Genomic DNA, 20,302 nt, shown 5'->3' on the forward strand with positions numbered 1-20,302 from the left:
TCATGAGTAATTTTTCTCCCCGTGAAATCGTTTCCGAACTTGACCGCTTCATCATCGGCCAGAACGACGCCAAGCGCGCCGTCGCTATCGCTCTGCGCAATCGCTGGCGCCGCCAGCAGTTGGAAGGCCAGATGCGCGAAGAGGTCATGCCAAAAAACATCCTGATGATCGGACCGACCGGCGTCGGCAAGACGGAAATTTCCCGTCGCCTGGCCAAGCTTGCAGGTGCTCCCTTCATCAAGGTTGAAGCGACCAAATTTACCGAAGTCGGCTATGTTGGCCGCGACGTTGAACAGATCATCCGTGATTTGGTCGAAGCTGCAATCGGCCTTGTGCGTGAAAAAAAGCGTGAAGACGTGAAGGCAAAGGCACATATCAATGCCGAAGAGCGCGTGCTTGACGGTCTTGTCGGCAAGACTGCAAGCCCAGCCACCCGCGAAAGCTTTCGCAAGAAGCTGCGTGACGGCGAGTTGGACGACAAGGAAATCGAGATCGAAGTTGCCGATACCGGTTCAGGCCAGAATTTCGAAATTCCGGGTATGCCTGGCGCCAATATCGGCATGATCAATATTGGCGATATTTTCGGCAAGGCCATGGGCGGGCGCACCAAGACGCGCAAGACAACCGTCAAGGATTCCTATGCAATCCTGATCAATGATGAGTCTGACAAGCTGCTTGATCAGGATCAGCTCATTCAGGAAGCACTGCGTTCGACCGAAAATGACGGCATCGTCTTCCTTGACGAAATCGACAAGATCGCAGCACGCGAAGGCGGAATGGGAGCAGGCGTCTCACGCGAGGGCGTGCAGCGCGATCTGCTTCCGCTCGTTGAAGGCACAACTGTTGCAACGAAATATGGTCCGGTGAAAACCGATCATATCCTGTTCATCGCCTCGGGTGCGTTCCATGTTTCCAAGCCTTCTGACCTTCTGCCGGAACTTCAGGGTCGTCTGCCGATCCGTGTGGAGTTGAACGCTTTGACGCGTGAAGATTTCCGCCGGATTCTGACCGAAACCGAAGTCAGCCTTATCAAGCAATATATTGCGCTGATGGCGACGGAAGAGGTGAAGCTCGATATTACCGACGACGCGATTGATGCTCTCGCTGACATTGCGGTTGATCTCAATTCGACCGTCGAAAATATCGGTGCCCGCCGCTTGCAGACCGTGATGGAACGCGTTCTGGACGATATTTCCTATAATGCACCGGACAAGGCTGGTTCGGACTTCAAGGTCGATGGGGAATATGTCCGCAAGACCATCGGCGATCTGGCCAAGAACACGGATCTTTCGCGTTTCATCCTGTAAAGAACTTGGGATGTGATTTTAGAAACGTGACCAGAAAGCCACGCTTTGATCTGATAATCCCGAAAGACAAAAATCCCCTCGACTTCATCGAGGGGGTTTTTTATTTTGCGCCAACTTTTACGCATGATTTACCATATTGGGGCCATTTCCGCGCAATGACCAGTCGACTGAACCGAATTGCAGGCATCTGCCTGGCCATCGCTTTCTCCTGCCAGAGCGCCCTTGCAGCCGTTATGGTTCCGCCCGGAAATCGCAGTGCAGAACAACCTCCCATTCCCGGCGCATCAGCCAAGCGCACCAAGGAACTGAGCACCACTTATGAAGCCAAATATCGCAAGATTTATAATCTTCTGAAAAAAGATGCTTCGCTGCGCTCAAAAATCAAATCAACCGCTTCGGCTTACGGCATTGATCCGATCCACATCGTCGGCGCGATTGTTGGTGAACACACCTACAATGTCGATGTCTATGACCGGTTGCAAACCTATTACGTCAAGGCCATGTCCTATGTGAACCAAGGCGTGAGCTTTGGCTATAATGGCGAAAGCATTGGCCAGTTCGTGAAGCGTCCGGAGTTTTCCGAATGCCTCAAATTCAAGGACAGCTATTCGCTGTGGAGCTGCCGCGAGACGATCTGGAACAAGCAGTTCCGCGGAAAATCGGTTGGCGGCAAGACATATCCGAACAATCGTTTCAGCGCCGTGTTCTTCCAGCCGTTCTATGCCGGTCAGACCTTTGGCCTTGGCCAGATCAATCCGCTGACCGCGCTGCAGATGTCGGACATGGTCAATCGCGTATCGGGTCTGCCGAAGCTTAATGCCGAGAACGGCAACACGGTTTACAAGACCATCATGGACCCTGATCTGACACTGCCTTACATCGCCGCAACGCTAAAGCAGTCAATCACCGATTATCGCCAGATCGCCGATTTCGATATTTCGAAAAACCCCGGCCTGACAGCGACACTGTATAATACCGGCGGATCGACAGCACGCGCCCGCGCGCTTGCCAATGAAAATGCCCAGCGCAAGACATCCGGGCAGGAGCCTTTGATGCCGCAGGAAAATTACTATGGCTGGCTGGTCAACTCTAAGCTGGATGAACTGAAAGCACTCTTTTAGGGGCGGGGCGCTAACGGCTTCAGGCCACGACGGCGCTTGCGCGCCGCCTCTATTTCTTCGCTCAGATGTTTAATCGTCTCGCGATCAATGATGCGGATATTGCGCGCCAGAAGATTGGCAAGCTCGGTCGCCTGCGGCGAAAGGCCAGATGTATCAATAACCACGCGCGGATGCGAAATTGCTGCAAGATTTTGCAGTTCCTCCGCCTCATCCCAGATAATATTGAAATAAGTAATGATGCGTTGCAGCATATCCCAGGTTGGCTGTCCCCGCCGTCCATGCTCCAGCGCCGAAAGATAGGCTGGTGATACGCGCAGCGCTGCAGCCATTTCTCTCTGTGTAACGTTGCGTTCCTCACGAAGATCACGAAGCCGCTTGCCAAAGGGGGTCATCGGATGAGACCTCCGCCCTGGGTCTGACGGCGGAGCCGCACATAAAGCGCGCCATGACCACCGTGGTGATTTGCGGCATCTTCATAAGCGCTAACCAGAAGCCGGAACAAAGGTGTCGAGAACCAGTGCGGCACGGCCTGCTTGAGCACGCCTTCGCTGCCGAAAGAGCGGCCCTTACCGGTAATCACCATCACATGCTTCAATCCGCGCGCATGTGCGCTGAGCAAAAAACCATAGAGCAATTCGTAGGCATCGTTCTGTGTGAGCCCATGCAGATCGATGCGTGCTTCGATATCCACACGCCCTTTGGAAATCTTGCGATGAGTTGGCCGATCAAAGGTATGGATCGGCATTTCGTTGAGTGAGTTGAACTTCTTTTTCGGCGTCGGTGTGTCAGCCGCAGACGAGGGCGGCTTTTTCGCAGGCATTTTCTCAGCCGCCTGCGCCATCACGATTTTGAAATCCGGAAACTCTTCTTCCTTAGGCTTTTTTCCAGACAGAGGTTTTGTTGTTTTAGCTACCGTTTCCCAGAGAATGCGATCTTCAGGCCGTAGGTAATCTTTTGCGGATTTTTCGCTCTTATCGGTCATCGATCAATTCTCGACCAGTGCGCGCGGGACGAGCGCATAAAAAACGGCCTTGCTCTTGATGCCGCCGGCGATTTCCCCGGCTGCATCACCCGATCCTGCAAAAAGATCACCGCGGGCAGGGCCGACAATCGCCGTTCCCGTATCTTGTGCAATCATCAACCGGGAGAAGGGCGCATGATCGAATTCTGTCACACCTGGCGCATCGACAAAGATAGGCGTTCCGAATGTATGCAGAAGCCGGTCGACCGCGATGGAGCGACCGGCTGTCAACGGAACCTTGGCCGCTGCGATCTGCCCTAAATTTGGGTCATGCTTATCATTACTATCAAATGCCGTTTCGCGGAAGAAAATATAGGAACGGTTCTGCCAGATAAGGTCATCGGCTTTTTCAGGATGATCTTTCAGCCACTGGCGGATTGTCTGCATGGAGATGCTTTCAGCCGAAATCTCGCCTCTAGCAACCAGAATTCGCCCGATCCCGGTGAATGGATGGCCGGTTTTGGCTGCGTAAGTGATCCGCATGAAACTGCCATCAGTAAGCTTCAGCCGTGCTGCGCCCTGCACATGCGCGAAAAATGCATCGACCCTATCGGCAACATAGGCAAGCTCCAGCCCGCGATCATTCAGACTGCCTTGCTCGATCGTGCGGCGGTCATCATATTCAACCACACCGTCCGGCGTTTGCCGGCCAAAAGCGTAAGAGGCATCTAGCCCAAGAGGACGGTTTTCATCCGTGACCTTCACAAGATCATCGGGCTTTCTCAGAAATGGCACCGTGAATTGCTTGTCAAAGCTGCGCGATGCTTCAATCTCCGGCTCGTAAAAAGCCGTTACAAAGCCTTCTGCATCAATAAGACAGGGGACAAAATGCTCTTCGAAGAATGCGCGCGCTTGTGCGATATCTGGATTTGTGAACAAACGTGCCGCAGCAAAGGTCGGTCGTAGTGCTTCAAAGCTGATGCCGAGGCTACCGCTGTTGTAACTATTATGCTCCGCGTAATCCGCTGAACGACGAAAGGCCGAAAAGGCTAAAGCCTGATCGTCCTGATACCAGCCCGGACAGTCTGAATAGCTGACCGGTCGTATGATGTTCGCCAGATTATGCACAAGCCGCATCCGTCAATAATTGAAAAGGCCGCTAAATTAGCGGCCCTGAATCGTCAACTCTTTTTAGTCTTCGGCTTCGGTCGCAACAAGCTTCCAGTTTGGGTCGCGCGAACGCGTATCGCGCGCGAAGGTCCAGAGATCGCGGATTTCGACGACATTTTCCTGATCTCCTTCAACCACATTGCCGTCCTTGTCGAGCGTGGAAGAAATCATCTGGCTCACAATATTAAGCGTCACATGCGCTTCCGTACCCTTCATCTCAGCATTGGCAATCTCTGCCTTGTCGATACCGACGAAGGTTGAGCGAACACTTTCGCCGCGTGCCTCACGCTCATCAATTGCCGAAACGAAACCCTCGTAGACTTCCTTGGACAGAAGGTTTTTCAGAACCTTGCGGTCGCCATCGGCAAAAGACATGACTATCATTTCATAAGCAATCTTCACACCATCGACGAAGACAGCGGGATTGAACGATGGATCTGCTGCCTGAATAGCGCGAAGACCGTCATTAACCGGTGTTCCGGCGGGCGCAATTTTATCAATCGCTGTAAAGTCTTTTTCGCCAGTGCGCTGCGGCAACGAAACAACATTATCTGCATTAGTGCCGTTAGTTTGGGTATCGGAATTTCGATTAGACGTATACGGATCAATGGGCGGCTTTTCATTTCCCGTACGTCGGCCAAGAACATTCCTCAGCTGAAGAAAGATCACCACCGCCGCAATGAAGAAAAATATTGTACCAAAATCAAAAAATTCCATACCGCCTGCCACCAGTTAATGGATAACGACCGCAAATTCCGCTCGTGCCACCAATTTCGTTACATATACATATAGATCGGGTTGATTGATCATTCAAATACCGATCGCGCATACCTATGTGTTAATCCATGATAGACTGTTTCAATTCGGTTTCTTTTTCAGGAAACTTCATCAACATAAGGTCGTAACTGCCGTGTCTTCTTCTTTCGCACCTCTTCTCATGCTGGCGATACCGTTTATCGAAATTGCTGGCTTTGTGATTGTCGGCAGTGAAATCGGCGTTCTGGCAACGCTGGGCCTTGTTGTTCTAAGTGCTATGCTGGGCTTTTTTCTGCTGCGCGTGCAGGGCTTCGGGCTTTTGCAGCGCATTCGGATGGAAAGTGCTGCGGGGCGGGTACCAGATCGCGAAATGATGCATGGCGCGATGATCGTGGTCGCAGCCATAATGCTGATCGTGCCCGGCTTTTTCACAAGCGCGATCGGCCTTCTGCTTTTTGTGCCCTTCATCCGTGATCTTGTCTGGAATCGCTTTGTGCGCAATCGCTTGGTAGTTGCCACAGCATCCACACGCTATTCGGAAGCCTATCGTCCATATGAACGTAGCGACAACAATGTGATCGATCTCGACCCTGAAGATTATACAGCCAAGCCGGATGAAAACTCACCGTGGAATCCAGACCGCAAAGATCGTTAATTGAGCAAATACGCACGTTAAAACCGTTCCTTGCTTGATGTTCCGACACATGCTAGCCAAGCATCACTGCTATTTGGCAACAAGATAAATCATTAAAGAAAAGGCATACCGATAATGAGCGATAAGGCCGCTGCGGGCGAAGTAAAGAACGGCAATGGCGCAACCGCCCAGCCGTCCCTCAACATTCTGGCCCAGTACATCAAGGATCTTTCCTTTGAAAGCCCAGGCGCGCCTCTGTCGCTGCGTCCGCGCGACAAGGCTCCTTCGATCAACATCAATGTTAATGTAAACGCAAACCCACTTTCGGAAACGGATTTTGACGTTGTTCTAACGCTCGAAGCCAAGGCTGTCGACGGCAAGGACGTTCTGTTCAATACAGAACTGGTTTACGGTGGCGTATTCCGCATTCAGGGCATCGCGCAGGAGCATATGCTTCCGCTGCTGTTCATCGAATGCCCTCGTCTTCTGTTCCCGTTCGCACGTCAGATCGTTGCAGACGCAACCCGCAACGGTGGCTACCCACCACTGATGATCGATCCTATCGATTTTGCGCAGATGTTCCAGAGCCGTATGGCCGAGGAAGAAGCCAAAAATGCAGTGAAGAGCTAATCTCGACTGATATCAAAAGAAGAACCCCGCGAAAGCGGGGTTTTTATGTTTGAATTACAGCGCGTTTCGATCTGGTTGTATCAGATCGGCGCTCTAATTAACGTATTTTTTCCAGATCGCCTTGTCGCCCATTTTTGCAACAAGGGCATCATGGGCCGCACGCTCCTTCTCGCTGATGCGTGATGCCAACGGCACAGGTCGCTGCCGGAGAACAATGGCATTGCTATCCCCAGAAAGATTAGTGTTGTTGGAGTTTTCAGTCATACTCAAGCCGAGTGCTGTCTGCTTGCCACCAATAAGTTCGATATAAACTTCAGCCAGAATTTCAGAATCGAGTAATGCGCCATGTAAAGTGCGGTGGGAATTGTCGATGCCATACCGCTTGCAAAGCGCATCAAGCGAATTCGGTCCCATCGGGTTTCTGCGGCGAGCGAGCGCAAGCGTATCGATAATGCGCTCGACCTCTATTTCCGGCTTACCCAAGCGGCTCAATTCAGCATTAATAAAACCAAGATCGAACATGGCATTATGCGCAACGAGCTTTGCACCGTCGAAAAACTTCAAGAACTCATCGACAATCTCGGCGAAGGTCGGCTCTTTGAGCAACTGTTCGTCGGTTATGCCATGAACCGCAAGCGCATCGGGATGCACCTTGCGCCCTTGCGGGTTTATGAATTTGTGGAAGGTTCGGCCTGTCGGAAAACGATTGATCATTTCCACACCGCCGATTTCGATGATGCGATCCTCCAGCCGCTCAAGGCCAGTGGTTTCCGTATCGAAAACGATTTCACGCATGGAAAACCTCTCAGAGCACATCCCGAAAAGTGCAAAGCGGTTTAGGGATACGCGTTTAAACAAAAGGGTTGGAGCCACAGCTCCAAATGATTTGATGCTTTATACCACGCTCAGGCTGGCAATCGGGATTGATCATCAGGCTTTCCACGCAATTCAGCGATGATGGCTTTGATCTGCCCCCGCGTTTCCTCAATATCTCCCGAAGAATCGATGACGAAATCGGCACGCGTCCGCTTTTCGGCGTCCGGCATCTGCCGGGCTAGAATGGCCTCGAACTTCGCTTCCGTCATGCCTGCGCGAGAAAGAACGCGCTCACGCTGAATGTCGGCAGGAGCGGAAACAACAGCCACCTTGTCCACGCGGCTTTGTCCACCCGTTTCAAACAACAGCGGAATATCAATCAGCGCAATATCGGCGCCATCCGCAAGCGCGCGTGCGAGAAAAGCAGCTTCCTCTTCGTGCACGAGCGGATGAATAATGGATTCAAGTCTTTTGAGCGCTTCCGGTTTGCCAAGGACAGCGCTCGAAAGCTTTGTCCGGTCAACCGTGCCATCCACAACCGTTCCGGGGAAGGCAGCTTCGATCAGGGGGGCTGCCCGACCCGAATAAAGCTGATGCACCGTATCATCGGCACTATAAACAGGCACACCTGCTTCCGCAAACATGTTTGCCGCGGTCGTTTTTCCCATCCCTATCGAGCCGGTCAGTCCGAGGATGATCATAAAGCACCAGCCTTTTTCATATCATCCAGAATATGATTACGAAGTGCATCTGTCACTTCTGGTCTTTTGCCAAACCAGCGTTCAAAACCCGGAACTGCCTGATGCAACAACATGCCAAGCCCATCGACTGTTTTCAGGCCCTGTGCTTCAGCACTGGCCAGAAACGGCGTCTTGAGCGGAATATAGACAATATCGGTCGCAACAGCTGATTTTTGCGCCTGGCTCAAATCAAGCGGAAACTCTGTTGCTTCTTCTCCATGTCCGCTCATGCCCAGCGATGTCGTGTTGACGATCAGACCGGCATCTTTAACCAAAGCCTGCGCTGCATCCCATCCGTGAGCGGAAACGCACGCGCCGAAATGGCTGGCCAGTTCCTCGGCGCGGCTTAACGTGCGGTTGACAATGGCAATGCGCGAGAAGCCGCGTGTCTGCAATGCGTGGACGATCGCGCGTCCTGCTCCACCTGCACCCAAAACCAGAGCCGTATCAGCATTGTCCCAATCCGGTGCCAATGCATCGAGATTGGCAGCAAAACCATAGGCATCTGTATTGCCGCCACAAAGCCTGCCATCCTCGAACCAGAGCGTGTTCACCGCACCAATCGCTTTCGCTGCCGCATCGTGGCTGTCAACGGTTGCGAAAGCTACTTCCTTATTCGGTATCGTGACATTGCCACCGGCAAAGCCGTTTTTTGAAAGCGAAGCAGCAAATTCGGGAAAATTTTCAGGCGGCACTTCAATGGCTTCATATGAACCATCAATAGCGTACTCGCGCAGCCAGAAGCCGTGAATGAACGGTGAGCGCGAATGCTTTATAGGAAAGCCGGTGACGAATGCCTTGTCAGCCATCGATCAGATTTTCCTTCCTCAATTCATCAAGCAGCGGCAAAAGCGGCAGTCCGACGATAGTGAAATAATCGCCTTCGATTTCCGAGAACAACTGAATGCCCGGACCTTCGACCTGATAAGCGCCGACACTGGAAAGAGCAATATCGCCAACCCGACCAAGGTAACGACCGACAAAACCCGGGTCGAGATCGCGCATCGTCATGCGTGCCACTGAAACATGACGCCACACCGTCTCGCCGTTTCTAACCAGAACAACACCGCTGTTGAGCTGGTGCGTCTTGCCCGAAAACTGCAACAGCTGGCGCCGTGCTGCTTCCATATCCACAGGCTTGTGGAAAATCTCATCCCCCAGCGAAAGCGTCTGATCGCAACCGATCACCACCGCATCGGGATTGTTTTCGCTGACCGACAAAGCTTTTGCTTCAGCCAGAACCTGGGCCACTTCTTCAGGCGTAGCGCCCGACTTATAAAGCGGCGCTTCAACCGAGCGCTCATCAATATCAGCACTTTCAGCGATAAATTCGATGCCCGCGTTTTTTAGCAGTGCCGACCGAAACGGACTTTTTGAGGCGAGAATAAGCTTTGTCGTCATGTCAGGTCTTCCTTCCTGCCTTCGCGCAGCAGAGATTGAATAGCAGCAGCCGTTTCTTCAATTGACCGGCGCGACACATCAATGATCGGCCAGCCGTGCCGGTTACAGAGATTGCGGGCATAAGCTAGTTCTTCCGAAATTGAAACGCGGTCAGTATAAAGTCCGGTATCAAGCGACGGCACATTGCCGAGTGGGCGGTTTTGCCTGATCTGCGAAATGCGCTCAGCCGTAGCAACCAGCCCCACGATCATCGGACGCTTTGCGATAAAAAGCTGATCGGGGAGGGGGATGCCCAGAACAATCGGCACATTGGTCGCCTTGATACCGCGATTGGCGAGATAAATGCTTGTGGGCGTTTTCGAGGTTCGCGAAATACCGACAAGAATAACGTCCGCTTCTTCTATATCGGGCGGCAATTGCCCGTCATCATGTTCCATCGTGAAATTGAGCGCATCGATCCGGCGGAAATAATCGGCATTAAGCACATGCTGCGCACTGGCGCGGCGGTGTGCTGGCGCGCCCAGATAAGATTGAAACGTATTGAGCACCGGTTCGAGCACCGAAACACTCGGTACGCCCATTTCTGCGCAGGTTTCATCAATGATAGCGGCGAGCTTCTGATCGACAATTGTATAGAGAACAATGCCCGGTTCAGCATCGATATTCTCCAGAACTTTGCGCAGCTGCTTCTCGGTTCGGATGAGCGGATAGATGTGCTCAATCGCGCGTGCATTGGCATATTGAGCCGCAGCAGCACGCCCTGCAGCGAGGAGAGTCTCTCCTGTCGCATCAGAAATAAGATGAAGATGAAAGTAAGAAAGCGGTCTGGTCACAGTTTTCTCCCCTCCCTGTTGACGACTGTGCGTAAAGCGAAGCATCTTTCAACAAGCCATGGCAGGCGGTGGGAAACTTGGCAAGTCATCCACAGCGAGCACACATGTGGTCAGCTTTCGAAAGTAATTGTGGACAAGACTCGTAACATTTGGAAAACCTTGAGATATGCCCAGCCTATCCACAAATCGTGCAAAGCTGCGGCAATTGGTAACTCCTTATATTCAATGAATGATTTGAGTTTTCATTGCTTTTGTCCAGACTATCGGTGAATGTTCGCACAGGCAGAGATGGCCCGAGAGGAACTGTGGGGAAAAGACGGACAAAGCTTAATCCCCGATTCCAACAGACTCTAAGAATCAAAAGATTCCTGAATCATCCTTTCTTTATGAAAGCCGGACGGGAAAACTTTCACACGAGATAACGAAAACTGATCGAACAGGGTGGAATGCAATGAAGCGCAAGATCTTGAAAGTGATGGATGGTGAGGCAGTCTTTCCACCACCGATCTGGATGATGCGTCAGGCCGGACGCTACCTTCCTGAATATCGAGAAGTGCGCAAACAAGCCGGAAGCTTTCTCGACCTTTGCTATTCGCCCGATCTGGCTGTCGAAGTGACGCTTCAGCCTATCCGCCGTTTTGGCTTTGATGCAGCCATTCTGTTTTCAGATATTCTGGTTGTCCCTCACGCCCTTGGACGAGACCTCCGCTTTGAAGAAGGAAGAGGGCCTTTGATGACACCGATTGATGCGGATGAAATCTTCTGGCTTGAGACGGATGGTGTCGCAAAACGCCTTGAGCCGGTCTATGAGACGGTTCGGTTGCTCCGCGAGCAGTTACCCGAGGAAACAACGCTGTTGGGCTTCTGTGGCGCTCCCTGGACTGTTGCGACCTATATGATCGCGGGTCATGGCACTCCAGATCAGGCTCCCGCCCGCCTGTTTGCCTATCGCTTCCCGGAAGCCTTTGAAAAGCTTTTGAATGATCTGGCAGATGTTTCAGCCGAATATCTCATCGAACAGCTCGATGCAGGTGCGGATGCCGTGCAGATTTTCGATTCCTGGTCCGGCGTTCTGGATGAAGATTGCTTTGAACGCTTCTGTGTTCGTCCGGTGGCACGCATTGTGCAAAAAGTGAGGGCTGTTTATCCAGAAGCCCGCATCATCGGTTTCCCGAAGGGTGCCGGAATGCTTTACGCGGGCTATCGCGAAAAGACCGGCGTCGACGTTCTGGGCCTCGACTGGTCTGTGCCGAACTCTTTTGCACGTGAACTTCAGACCGAAGGCGCTATCCAGGGTAATCTCGATCCCTTGCGCGTTGTGGCCGGTGGCGAAGCTTTGGACGAAGGCGTTGATGCGATCCTCAAAAATCTTGGGGCTGGTCCACTGATCTTCAATCTGGGCCATGGAATTACGCCACAGGCACCGATTGAGAATGTTCAGCGCATGATTGATCGGGTTCGTGGAGGCTACTGATGGTGGCTTCTGACAAAACAAATAGCGGTAAGGCCGCTCTGATCCGAGCAATTGTCGCTGTTGCGGTTGTTCTACTCGGTTTATTGGGATTGTTTCACGTGAATCCAGCTGATGCTTATCTTTGGGTCAAGGCGATCCACGTCATTGCCGTTATCGCCTGGATGGCGGGAATGCTCTATCTGCCGCGGCTTTTCGTCTATCATTGTGCCGCAACACCGGGTTCAGAAAGCTCAGAAACTTTCAAGATTATGGAGCGCAGGTTGCTGCGTTTTATCATTAATCCCGCTATGATTGTAACATGGATCGCCGGTCTTTGGATGGCGTGGGAAATTTTCGGCTTTCACGGCGGCTGGCTGCATGCAAAAATTCTGCTTGTGGTGCTTTTGTCCGGTGTTCATGGCTATCTCTCGAAGGCAACCCGACTTTTTGCTCAGGACAAGAACACGAAATCCGCAAAACACTGGCGGATCGTCAATGAAGTTCCGACTATCCTGATGATCTTGATCGTAATACTGGTGGTTGTGAAACCATTCTGATGCTCGAATAATTACTGAAAAGCTCGGCTTCTGCCGGGCTTTCTATTTGGATTTATGGGGTAGTTTACGTTAACCGTGACCTCCCCCGACTTTTTGCCTATTGAACAAAATACCGATACGCCTTATGTGCCACTTGCTCTTCATGCTTTAAAACGGTATGAGTGAGTCCTCTTCCCACCATGACAGCAGGCTTTCGATGCCGGTCACGTTCCAAGTGACCCACCTTTCCGAACAACTGCATTTTTTCCTTAAATTTCAAAAGAGTTCCTCACACATGCAGGAAATGAAACTACAAGAACTTAAAAATAAGACCCCGGTCGAGCTGCTGGCATTTGCCGAAACGCTTGAGGTCGAAAATGCGAGCGCCATGCGCAAGCAGGAGCTGATGTTCGCGATCCTTAAGAGCCTTGCTGCTCAGGACGTTGAAATCATCGGCGAAGGTGTTGTTGAAGTGCTGCAGGACGGATTTGGTTTCCTGCGCTCCGCTGACGCCAATTATCTCCCGGGTCCTGACGATATATATATTTCTCCTTCCCAGCTTCGCCGCTTTTCGCTGAAAACTGGCGATACGGTTGAAGGTCCGATCCGTGGTCCCAAGGAAGGCGAGCGTTATTTTGCGCTACTCAAGGTTAACACGATCAATTTCGAAGATCCTGAGAAAATCCGTCACAAGGTTCATTTCGACAATCTGACGCCGCTCTATCCAAATGAACGCTTCAAGATGGAACTCGAAGTTCCGACCAATAAGGATCTGTCGTCACGCGTCATTGATCTGGTTGCACCGCTCGGTAAAGGTCAGCGCGGTCTGATCGTGGCTCCGCCCCGGACTGGTAAAACCGTTCTGTTGCAGAATATCGCTCATTCGATCACTGCAAATCATCCTGAATGCTATCTGATCGTTCTTCTCATCGACGAACGTCCGGAAGAAGTGACGGACATGCAGCGTTCGGTGAAGGGTGAAGTCGTTTCTTCGACCTTTGACGAACCCGCATCGCGCCACGTTCAGGTTGCTGAAATGGTCATCGAAAAGGCCAAGCGTCTGGTCGAACATGGCCGCGACGTTGTGATCCTTCTCGATTCCATCACCCGTCTGGGACGTGCTTATAACACCGTTGTGCCGTCATCGGGTAAGGTTCTGACCGGTGGTGTGGATGCAAACGCATTGCAGCGTCCGAAGCGCTTCTTCGGTGCAGCCCGTAACATCGAAGAGGGTGGCTCGCTCACCATCATCGCAACGGCGCTGATCGACACCGGTTCGCGCATGGATGAAGTGATCTTTGAAGAATTCAAAGGCACGGGTAACTCGGAAATCGTTCTCGACCGCAAGGTTGCAGACAAGCGTATCTTCCCGGCCATGGATATTCTCAAGTCTGGCACGCGTAAGGAAGACCTGCTCGTCCCACGCGCCGATCTTCAGAAGATTTTTGTTCTGCGCCGTATCCTTGCACCGATGGGAACAACCGACGCGATCGAATTCCTCATCGACAAACTCAAGCAGACAAAGAGCAATGGCGAGTTCTTCGACTCGATGAACACGTAATTCCTCTACTGTATGACTATGAAAAACGCCGCGTTGACAAATCAGCGCGGCGTTTTTGTTTCATAAATAATACCTCAGGAATGGCCTCTGAGAAGAATTTCGAGTGCAGCCGGGGTCTCGACCGGTGCAAGGCACACTTGCCCCTTACAGAGCCACGCTGAAGGTTTATCAGCATGTGCGGTGCCCCCTGTTGGAAGTTCAATCGCTTTGCCGGCTTCAAACGGGACGAACTTATCGACCCGCCGCGGATCAGGATTGTGTTGAGCGATCAAGCTTAGTTCGCCCTCACTGCTTTCCTCGGCAATCACCAAAGACAATGGTTCGGCTGCAAAGCGCGCAGCGTTCAAAATACCAATCTGACCATTTTGCTGGACAAGAGCGCGGCCCATGGCTTGTTCAACCAGACGCTCATTCTGATTATATAGATGCAGATCACCCGTCACGAGAAACAGGTGCGTGAAAGCTTCAATGATCTGGCTTGTAGCACTGGGGATTGCTTCGTCATAATCGCCATAGGCATGGAGAATGACATCTTCCGCATCAAGTGCCGAAAGCCGATAGTTGCCTGATGCATCGCGATTGGCTGCATCTAGCGCCTCTTTCAGTGCCACAGCATCAACGATGAATGTTCGGTCTCCTGTTGCTTCAAAGAGGGATAGTGCAGCATTGATCATCGCTGCGTAATCGGTGGAGAGGGCAGGGTAGAGTAAAATGTCATCCATCCGGCAATGCGCCATGCGACCATCCTGAAAAGATGACCCTATAGAACGATAAGCGGTGACGGCATATTCAATCCAGTCTTGCCTTTGAAAACTGCGACCCGCTTCAGCCAGTGCGCGAATTGCCAGTGCGTTCCAGTCTGTCAAAGCCTTTTCGTCACGTCCGGGGCGGACACGTTGGTTGCGATAAGCCAACAGCTTCTGTTTCGAAGCTTCGATATTCGTCGGGAGCATTGCCGGTTCGCCGACAGCGTGAAGGCGATTGAGAATGTTGCTGCCTTCGAAATTGCCTGCGGGCTCCACGCCATACCAATATTTGAAGCTTTCAGCCTGATCACCGAGGACGACATCAATTTCGCTATCGGTGAAGATATAAAACTTGCCTTCCTCACCCTCGCTATCAGCATCCAGACTGGATGCAAAACTTCCGTCGGGCAGTCGCATTTCGAGCATCAGCCAATCGATGATCTCTTCGATTCGGTTGCGGAACAAATCATCTTGCGTTTCCGCATAGGCGTAGGTGGCATGGCGAATGACCTGCGCATTATCATACAGCATCTTTTCGAAATGCGGCACCAGCCAATCGGCATCGACGCTATAGCGACAAAGCCCGCCACCCAGATGATCGTAAATGCCACCTTGCAACATTGTTCTGAGAGAAAGCAGAAATGTGTCGCGATGCGAAACTTCGCGATTATAGAGCCAAGACAGCCATAAGGCATCCATGAAGGGTGCATTGGGGAACTTGGGCGCATTATCTATGCCGCCACGTACCGGATCAAACATGGCATGGATGCGGTCTGCGACTTCGTTAAAGCGTGTCACTTCATTGGCGCGCGCTTCGCTTTGAGCAGCCAACTGCGCTTCCAGATGGTTGAATACGGCCTCGGCATTATGGTTAATTTTTTCTTGATTTTCCTGCCAGAGATTGTTGACGGCTTTGAGCACGTCGATAAAGCCGGGCATATTGTGCCGCGCCTTCGGTGGGAAATAGGTTCCTCCCCAGAAAGGCTTACCGTCGGGGCGCAGGAACATGGTGAGCGGCCAGCCGCCCTGCTGCCCCATGGCGCTTAAAGCGGCCATATAAATTTGGTCGATATCCGGTCGTTCTTCGCGGTCGACTTTTATATTTACGAAAAGCGCGTTCATGACTTCCGCGATTTCCGGGTCCTCAAAAGACTCATGCGCCATCACATGGCACCAGTGACATGCCGCATAACCGACGGAAAGCAATATAGGGCGGTTCATTTCGCGTGCAGCATCCAGCGCTTGCTTGCCCCATGGCTGCCAGTGAACCGGATTATCGGCATGTTGACGAAGATAAGCGCTTGGCTCTCTGCCGAGCCTGTTGCTGCTGTTTTCAGTCATAAGCCTTTTCTTTCCTGACACGAATGAATATCACGTAATCATCTATATAGAACGGGAAATCAAATGAGCGAGCCGCAACATCTTCAGGACACGATTTTCGCCTTGTCGAGTGGACGCTTGCCTTCCGGTGTGGCGGTGGTGCGCATATCCGGCCCACAAGTTCGATTCGTTATCGAAACGATTCTTGGAAAGGCCATCGAACCGAGATACGCTGCGTATAAGACTTTTCTAACGCGTAATGGCGACGCAATCGATAAGGGCTTGGCGCTTTTCTTTCCGGGTCCGAACAGCTTTACCGGCGAAGATTGCGCGGAGTTCCATCTGCATGGCGGTATTGCAGTTGTCGAAAAGCTCTTGGAAGAACTCAGCACTTTCTCGAATTGCCGAATTGCGGAAGCGGGTGAATTTACCCGTCGTGCTTTCACCAATGGCAAGATGGATCTGACGATTGCCGAAGGTCTGGCCGATCTGATTGCGGCAGAAACGGAAGGCCAGCGTCGCCTTGCATTGCAGGTCGCGTCCGGAGCGCAGCGTCAGCTTTATACAGAGTGGCGTCAGAAGCTTATTCGTTCCCGCGCGTTGATTGAGGCTGAACTCGACTTCGCAGATGAAAGCGATGTGCCTGGTTCCGTTTCGGTACAGGTATGGGAGCAACTCAAATCTCTGCAAAGTGAAATTACCCGACATATTGAAAGCGGCAAGCGCGCAGCAATGCTGCGTGATGGTTTGCATGTTGTCATTGCCGGTGCGCCCAATGCGGGCAAGTCTAGCCTGCTCAACTTTCTCGCCGGTCGGGAGATTGCAATTATCTCGGAAGAGGCGGGTACAACACGCGATCTGCTCGAAGTTAAACTCAATCTTGGCGGCATACCGGTCTATGTTACCGACACAGCTGGCCTGCGCGAGACGACCAGTCAGGTCGAACGCATCGGGATTGAACGGGCCCGCGAACGTGCGGCCGAGGCTGATCTGGTTTTGCTGCTTGAGGATATGCAGAATCCGATTGCAGTAACTTTGGAACAGGGCATTGCGCATATCTGGACCGTGGGAACCAAGGCTGATCTTGGTAATGCTGCTGGTTCTGCGAACTGGCAGTTTGAAATTTCCACCAAGACGTCTGATGGTCTTGATCTATTGCTGAACGCTCTGCAATCCTTTGCCGAGGAGCGGATAGGCTTGATCAATGACGCAGTACCAACGCGCCAGAGACATATCAATCTACTGCAATCAACGATCTCAGAAATCTCGATAGCGGCAGAACGCGATGACCTCCCGTTGGAATTGCGCGCTGAAAACATGCGCCGCGCATCGCAATATCTCGGTCGCATTACTGGCGATGTCGACGTTGAAGAAATACTGGACATTATCTTCTCCCAATTCTGCATCGGAAAATGAATGATTCACGTGAAACAGTGGGAGCAGCGTTTGTGACCCCAAGAAATGTTTCACGTGAAACATTCTGTGGAATCTTCTCAGACTTATTGACTCCCGTTCGCATCCGTGAGTCGAGTTTCCTATCAAATTTATCAAAGAGTTGATCGCACCTTAGTCGGGTTACCCCTTCCGTTGAACGCATAAACATGTCAAAGAGACTGCTTTCCAGAGCGATTCCGATTTGCGACATTTTCTGATACGCTCTCCCTCTTTGCCTTATGCATTATCCAACGCAAAGCTGCATGGCACTTTTGCTGGGAATGCCTAGATTGGATTCGGAAGCATCAGTATGAACAACATAGGTTCTGCCGAAGCGACAGCTTTTGATGTTATCGTCATTGGTGGTGGACATGCAGGTTGCGAAGCTGCAGCAGCCTCCGCACGCGCGGGCGCTCGTACTGCACTTCTTACGCATCGTTTTGATACGATTGGCGTTATGTCTTGCAATCCTGCTATTGGTGGTCTGGGCAAAGGTCATCTTGTTCGCGAGATTGATGCGCTCGATGGCTTGATGGGCCGTGTTGCTGATAAGGCGGGCATCCAGTTCCGTTTGCTCAATCGTCGTAAAGGACCAGCGGTTCGTGGTCCGCGCACACAGGCTGACCGCAAGCTTTATCGGCTTGCAATGCAGGAGCTTATTTCGGCGCAGGATAATCTGACGGTTGTTGAAGGTGGCGCTTCAGATATTCGCGTAAATGACGGAGCTATCACTGGGGTTATTCTCGGTGACGGTCGCGCGCTGACTTGCGCGGCTGTGGTCTTGACAACCGGTACATTCCTGAACGGCCTTATTCATATTGGTGAAAAGAAAATCCCCGCTGGCCGTATGGGTGAGAACCCGGCGCTTGGATTGTCGGATACTTTGCGCGGTTTAGGTTTTGCTGTCGGTCGCCTCAAGACTGGGACGCCACCGCGTCTCGACGGTCGAACGATTGACTGGCAGAGCCTCGATATGCAATCGGCAGATGAAGACCCGGTTCCATTCTCGTTGATGACCGACAAGATTACCACTCCACAGATTGATTGTGGCATCACACGCACGACGCCTGAAACGCACGCAATCATTCGCGCCAATCTTCATCGGTCTGCCATGTATTCGGGGTCTATCGAGGGGATTGGCCCGCGTTACTGCCCATCTGTTGAAGATAAAATCGTCAAATTCGGTGATCGTGACGGGCATCAGATATTTCTCGAGCCTGAAGGGCTGGACGATCATACGGTCTATCCAAATGGCATTTCGACATCTCTGCCAGAAGAAGTACAGCTCGCTTATCTGAAGACCATTCCCGGTCTCGAAAAGGCGATTATGCTGCAGCCTGGTTACGCCATTGAATATGACTTCATCGATCCCAGGGAATTGAAGCGCAGTCTGGAAACGCGCCGCGTGACTGGTCTGTTCCTTGCTGGTCAGATTAATGGCACGACCGGCTATGAAGAAGCAGGCGCACAAGGTCTCCTTGCTGGCCTTAATGCTGCAAAGCGGGCAGGGGGTAGCGAGCCAGTTATCATTCAGCGCACTGAAGCCTACATTGGCGTTATGGTCGATGATCTGACATCGCGTGGTGTAAGCGAGCCTTATCGCATGTTCACCTCGCGCGCCGAGTTCCGACTGTCTTTGCGCGCTGACAATGCGGATCAAAGACTAACACCTTTGGCTGATCAACTTGGCATTCTTGGGTCTAAGCGTCGGGAGAAATTTGTAGCACGGCAGGACGCGTTGTCGGCAGCACGCGATTTGACGAAGGAACTCATGATTACACCAAACCAGGCAAGCCGGTATGAGCTGCATCTTAATCAGGATGGCGTGCGTCGCTCGGCCTATGATCTTCTATCTTATCCGGATATTGATCTGCAGAAGCTACAGGCTATCTGGCCGGAGTTGAACACGATTGATTCGACCACGCGGGAAGCGCTGGAAATCGAAGCTCAATACTCGGTCTATATGGATCGCCAGCAAAGCGATATTGCAGTGATGGAGCGGGAAGAGCGTCTCTTCATTCCTGCGTCGTTGGATTTTGATGCTATTTCCGGTCTTTCTAACGAGCTCAAGTTTAAGCTCAAACAGCGTATGCCGGAGACAATTGCAGAAGCGCAGCGCGTTGAAGGTATTACACCTGCAGCCCTTGCTCTGCTTATCACGCATATTAAGAAGTATAGCGCGCGTGAGCGTGCAGCTGCTGAACTGAACGCCGGGAAAAGCGTAGCATGACTGTGGATAGCCGTTATTCAAGCTTGAAAACTATTGTTCCCGGTGTTTCACGTGAAACAACTGAGCGATTGATTGCCTTTGAAGAGCTGTTTCGAAAGTGGTCTTCGGCCATTAATCTGGCGTCACCTTCCACCCTTGCGGACCTATGGAGCCGCCATATTCTCGACAGTGCGCAGATATTTCCGCTGGCACCCGAAGCAAAGCGCTGGCTCGATCTCGGGTCTGGCGGCGGCTTTCCCGGTATCGTAACCGCCTGCTCTCTAAAGGACATTCCGGGGGCTTCGATTGATCTGGTCGAAAGTGCGGGAAAAAAGGCAGCATTTCTTCGTACAGCTGCAGGTCATCTCGCTGTGCCAGCACGCATTCACTCAGCCCGCATTGAAGCAATGTGGGATAAAATCGACGTGCCGGATGTCGTAACCGCCCGTGCACTCGCCTCGTTGAACGATCTTTTCAATCTCGCTGAGCCTTGGCTTACCACAGGTTCAAAGGCTCTTTTTCAAAAAGGTCGGGATTACCAGAGAGAAATCGATGAAAGCCGTGTCGGCTGGCGTTTTGATCTGGTACAACATGAAAGTGCTATCGATAAAGCTTCGGTGATACTCGAAATCAGCAATCTTCGACGCATTGCAGACTAATTCGTTATCTCAGAG

The 20,302-nt window shown here is 51.9% G+C and carries 20 protein-coding genes; 10 read left to right on the forward strand and 10 right to left on the reverse strand.

Annotated elements, in window-relative coordinates; genetic code table 11:
- The first annotated feature begins 2 nt into the window (after positions 1 to 2).
- Entirely contained in the window at positions 3 to 1,307 is a 1,305-nt protein-coding gene (gene hslU / locus H5024_RS01740) for an ATP-dependent protease ATPase subunit HslU (protein WP_187543741.1), read from the forward strand.
- A 155-nt stretch (positions 1,308 to 1,462) separates the two neighbouring features.
- Positions 1,463 to 2,428 (forward strand): DUF1402 family protein, encoded by a 966-nt coding sequence (locus H5024_RS01745; protein WP_187546522.1) that lies wholly within the window; start codon positions 1,463 to 1,465, stop codon positions 2,426 to 2,428.
- Here the strand turns inward: H5024_RS01745 and H5024_RS01750 are convergent.
- The 4 genes from H5024_RS01750 to H5024_RS01765 are packed head-to-tail and all read right to left on the reverse strand — an operon-like array spanning position 2,425 to position 5,276.
- Positions 2,425 to 2,820: a helix-turn-helix transcriptional regulator gene (locus H5024_RS01750; protein WP_187543742.1), complete on the reverse strand. Its 396-nt coding sequence runs from the start codon at positions 2,818 to 2,820 to the stop codon at positions 2,425 to 2,427. The two genes, H5024_RS01745 and H5024_RS01750, sit on opposite strands and share 4 nt — an antisense overlap.
- Positions 2,817 to 3,410 carry a Smr/MutS family protein gene (locus tag H5024_RS01755; protein ID WP_187543743.1) on the reverse strand — a complete coding sequence of 198 codons (594 nt, stop codon included), beginning with the start codon at positions 3,408 to 3,410 and terminating at the stop codon, positions 2,817 to 2,819. The genes H5024_RS01750 and H5024_RS01755 overlap by 4 nt, the downstream gene beginning before the upstream one ends.
- Positions 3,411 to 3,413: 3 nt before the next feature.
- A complete protein-coding gene (locus H5024_RS01760) occupies positions 3,414 to 4,526 on the reverse strand; it encodes a murein transglycosylase A (protein WP_187543744.1) in 1,113 nt (370 codons plus the stop codon).
- 54 nt (positions 4,527 to 4,580) lie between these two features.
- Complete coding sequence (locus H5024_RS01765) at positions 4,581 to 5,276, reverse strand: Tim44/TimA family putative adaptor protein (RefSeq protein WP_187543745.1); 696 nt, start codon at positions 5,274 to 5,276, stop codon at positions 4,581 to 4,583.
- 193 nt (positions 5,277 to 5,469) lie between these two features.
- Between H5024_RS01765 and H5024_RS01770 the strand changes: the two genes are divergently transcribed.
- Both H5024_RS01770 and secB read left to right on the forward strand, forming a co-directional pair.
- A complete protein-coding gene (locus H5024_RS01770) occupies positions 5,470 to 5,970 on the forward strand; it encodes an FxsA family protein (protein WP_187543746.1) in 501 nt (166 codons plus the stop codon).
- Between the two features lie 114 nt (positions 5,971 to 6,084).
- On the forward strand, positions 6,085 to 6,579 hold the full coding sequence (gene secB, locus H5024_RS01775) for a protein-export chaperone SecB (protein ID WP_187543747.1): 495 nt from the start codon (positions 6,085 to 6,087) through the stop codon (positions 6,577 to 6,579).
- 93 nt (positions 6,580 to 6,672) lie between these two features.
- On the opposite strand, the gene dnaQ is transcribed toward secB, so the two are convergent.
- From dnaQ to H5024_RS01800, 5 genes are all read right to left on the reverse strand, one after another.
- The gene (gene dnaQ, locus H5024_RS01780) at positions 6,673 to 7,374 is read right to left on the reverse strand and encodes a DNA polymerase III subunit epsilon (protein ID WP_187543748.1); all 702 of its coding nucleotides are present in this window, start codon (positions 7,372 to 7,374) and stop codon (positions 6,673 to 6,675) included.
- Positions 7,375 to 7,484: 110 nt separating this feature from the next.
- Entirely contained in the window at positions 7,485 to 8,096 is a 612-nt protein-coding gene (gene coaE, locus H5024_RS01785) for a dephospho-CoA kinase (RefSeq protein ID WP_187543749.1), read from the reverse strand.
- Positions 8,093 to 8,944, reverse strand: coding sequence for a shikimate dehydrogenase (locus H5024_RS01790; RefSeq protein ID WP_187543750.1), 852 nt, complete (start codon positions 8,942 to 8,944; stop codon positions 8,093 to 8,095). Before H5024_RS01790 ends, coaE begins: the two co-directional genes overlap by 4 nt.
- Positions 8,937 to 9,536 carry a Maf-like protein gene (locus tag H5024_RS01795; protein WP_187543751.1) on the reverse strand — a complete coding sequence of 200 codons (600 nt, stop codon included), beginning with the start codon at positions 9,534 to 9,536 and terminating at the stop codon, positions 8,937 to 8,939. Before H5024_RS01795 ends, H5024_RS01790 begins: the two co-directional genes overlap by 8 nt.
- On the reverse strand, positions 9,533 to 10,414 hold the full coding sequence (locus H5024_RS01800; RefSeq protein WP_210309576.1) for a pyruvate, water dikinase regulatory protein: 882 nt from the start codon (positions 10,412 to 10,414) through the stop codon (positions 9,533 to 9,535). The genes H5024_RS01795 and H5024_RS01800 overlap by 4 nt, the downstream gene beginning before the upstream one ends.
- Before the next feature lie 406 nt (positions 10,415 to 10,820).
- Here H5024_RS01800 and hemE point away from each other — a divergent pair, with 406 nt between their 5' ends.
- The 3 genes from hemE (at position 10,821) to rho (ending at position 13,919) form a co-directional block, all read left to right on the forward strand.
- Complete coding sequence (hemE, locus tag H5024_RS01805; protein ID WP_187543753.1) at positions 10,821 to 11,843, forward strand: uroporphyrinogen decarboxylase; 1,023 nt, start codon at positions 10,821 to 10,823, stop codon at positions 11,841 to 11,843.
- Positions 11,843 to 12,379, forward strand: a complete 537-nt coding sequence (gene hemJ / locus H5024_RS01810; RefSeq protein WP_187543754.1) for a protoporphyrinogen oxidase HemJ — start codon at positions 11,843 to 11,845, stop codon at positions 12,377 to 12,379. The genes hemE and hemJ overlap by 1 nt, the downstream gene beginning before the upstream one ends.
- A gap of 274 nt (positions 12,380 to 12,653) precedes the next feature.
- A complete protein-coding gene (gene rho / locus H5024_RS01815; protein WP_187543755.1) occupies positions 12,654 to 13,919 on the forward strand; it encodes a transcription termination factor Rho in 1,266 nt (421 codons plus the stop codon).
- Positions 13,920 to 13,993: 74 nt separating this feature from the next.
- Here rho and H5024_RS01820 read toward each other — a convergent pair whose 3' ends face one another.
- Positions 13,994 to 16,006, reverse strand: coding sequence for a thioredoxin domain-containing protein (locus tag H5024_RS01820; RefSeq protein ID WP_187543756.1), 2,013 nt, complete (start codon positions 16,004 to 16,006; stop codon positions 13,994 to 13,996).
- Between the two features lie 63 nt (positions 16,007 to 16,069).
- On the opposite strand from H5024_RS01820, the gene mnmE reads away from it, so the two are divergent.
- The 3 genes from mnmE to rsmG all read left to right on the forward strand — a co-directional run bounded on the left by mnmE (position 16,070) and on the right by rsmG (position 20,287).
- Positions 16,070 to 17,401 (forward strand): tRNA uridine-5-carboxymethylaminomethyl(34) synthesis GTPase MnmE, encoded by a 1,332-nt coding sequence (gene mnmE / locus H5024_RS01825; protein WP_187543757.1) that lies wholly within the window; start codon positions 16,070 to 16,072, stop codon positions 17,399 to 17,401.
- A gap of 337 nt (positions 17,402 to 17,738) precedes the next feature.
- Positions 17,739 to 19,649, forward strand: a complete 1,911-nt coding sequence (gene mnmG, locus H5024_RS01830) for a tRNA uridine-5-carboxymethylaminomethyl(34) synthesis enzyme MnmG (RefSeq protein WP_187546524.1) — start codon at positions 17,739 to 17,741, stop codon at positions 19,647 to 19,649.
- A complete protein-coding gene (gene rsmG, locus H5024_RS01835) occupies positions 19,646 to 20,287 on the forward strand; it encodes a 16S rRNA (guanine(527)-N(7))-methyltransferase RsmG (protein ID WP_187543758.1) in 642 nt (213 codons plus the stop codon). Before mnmG ends, rsmG begins: the two co-directional genes overlap by 4 nt.
- Positions 20,288 to 20,302 lie beyond the last annotated feature (15 nt).

Source organism: Ochrobactrum sp. Marseille-Q0166, from assembly GCF_014397025.1.
Classification (GTDB): Bacteria; Pseudomonadota; Alphaproteobacteria; order Rhizobiales; family Rhizobiaceae; genus Brucella.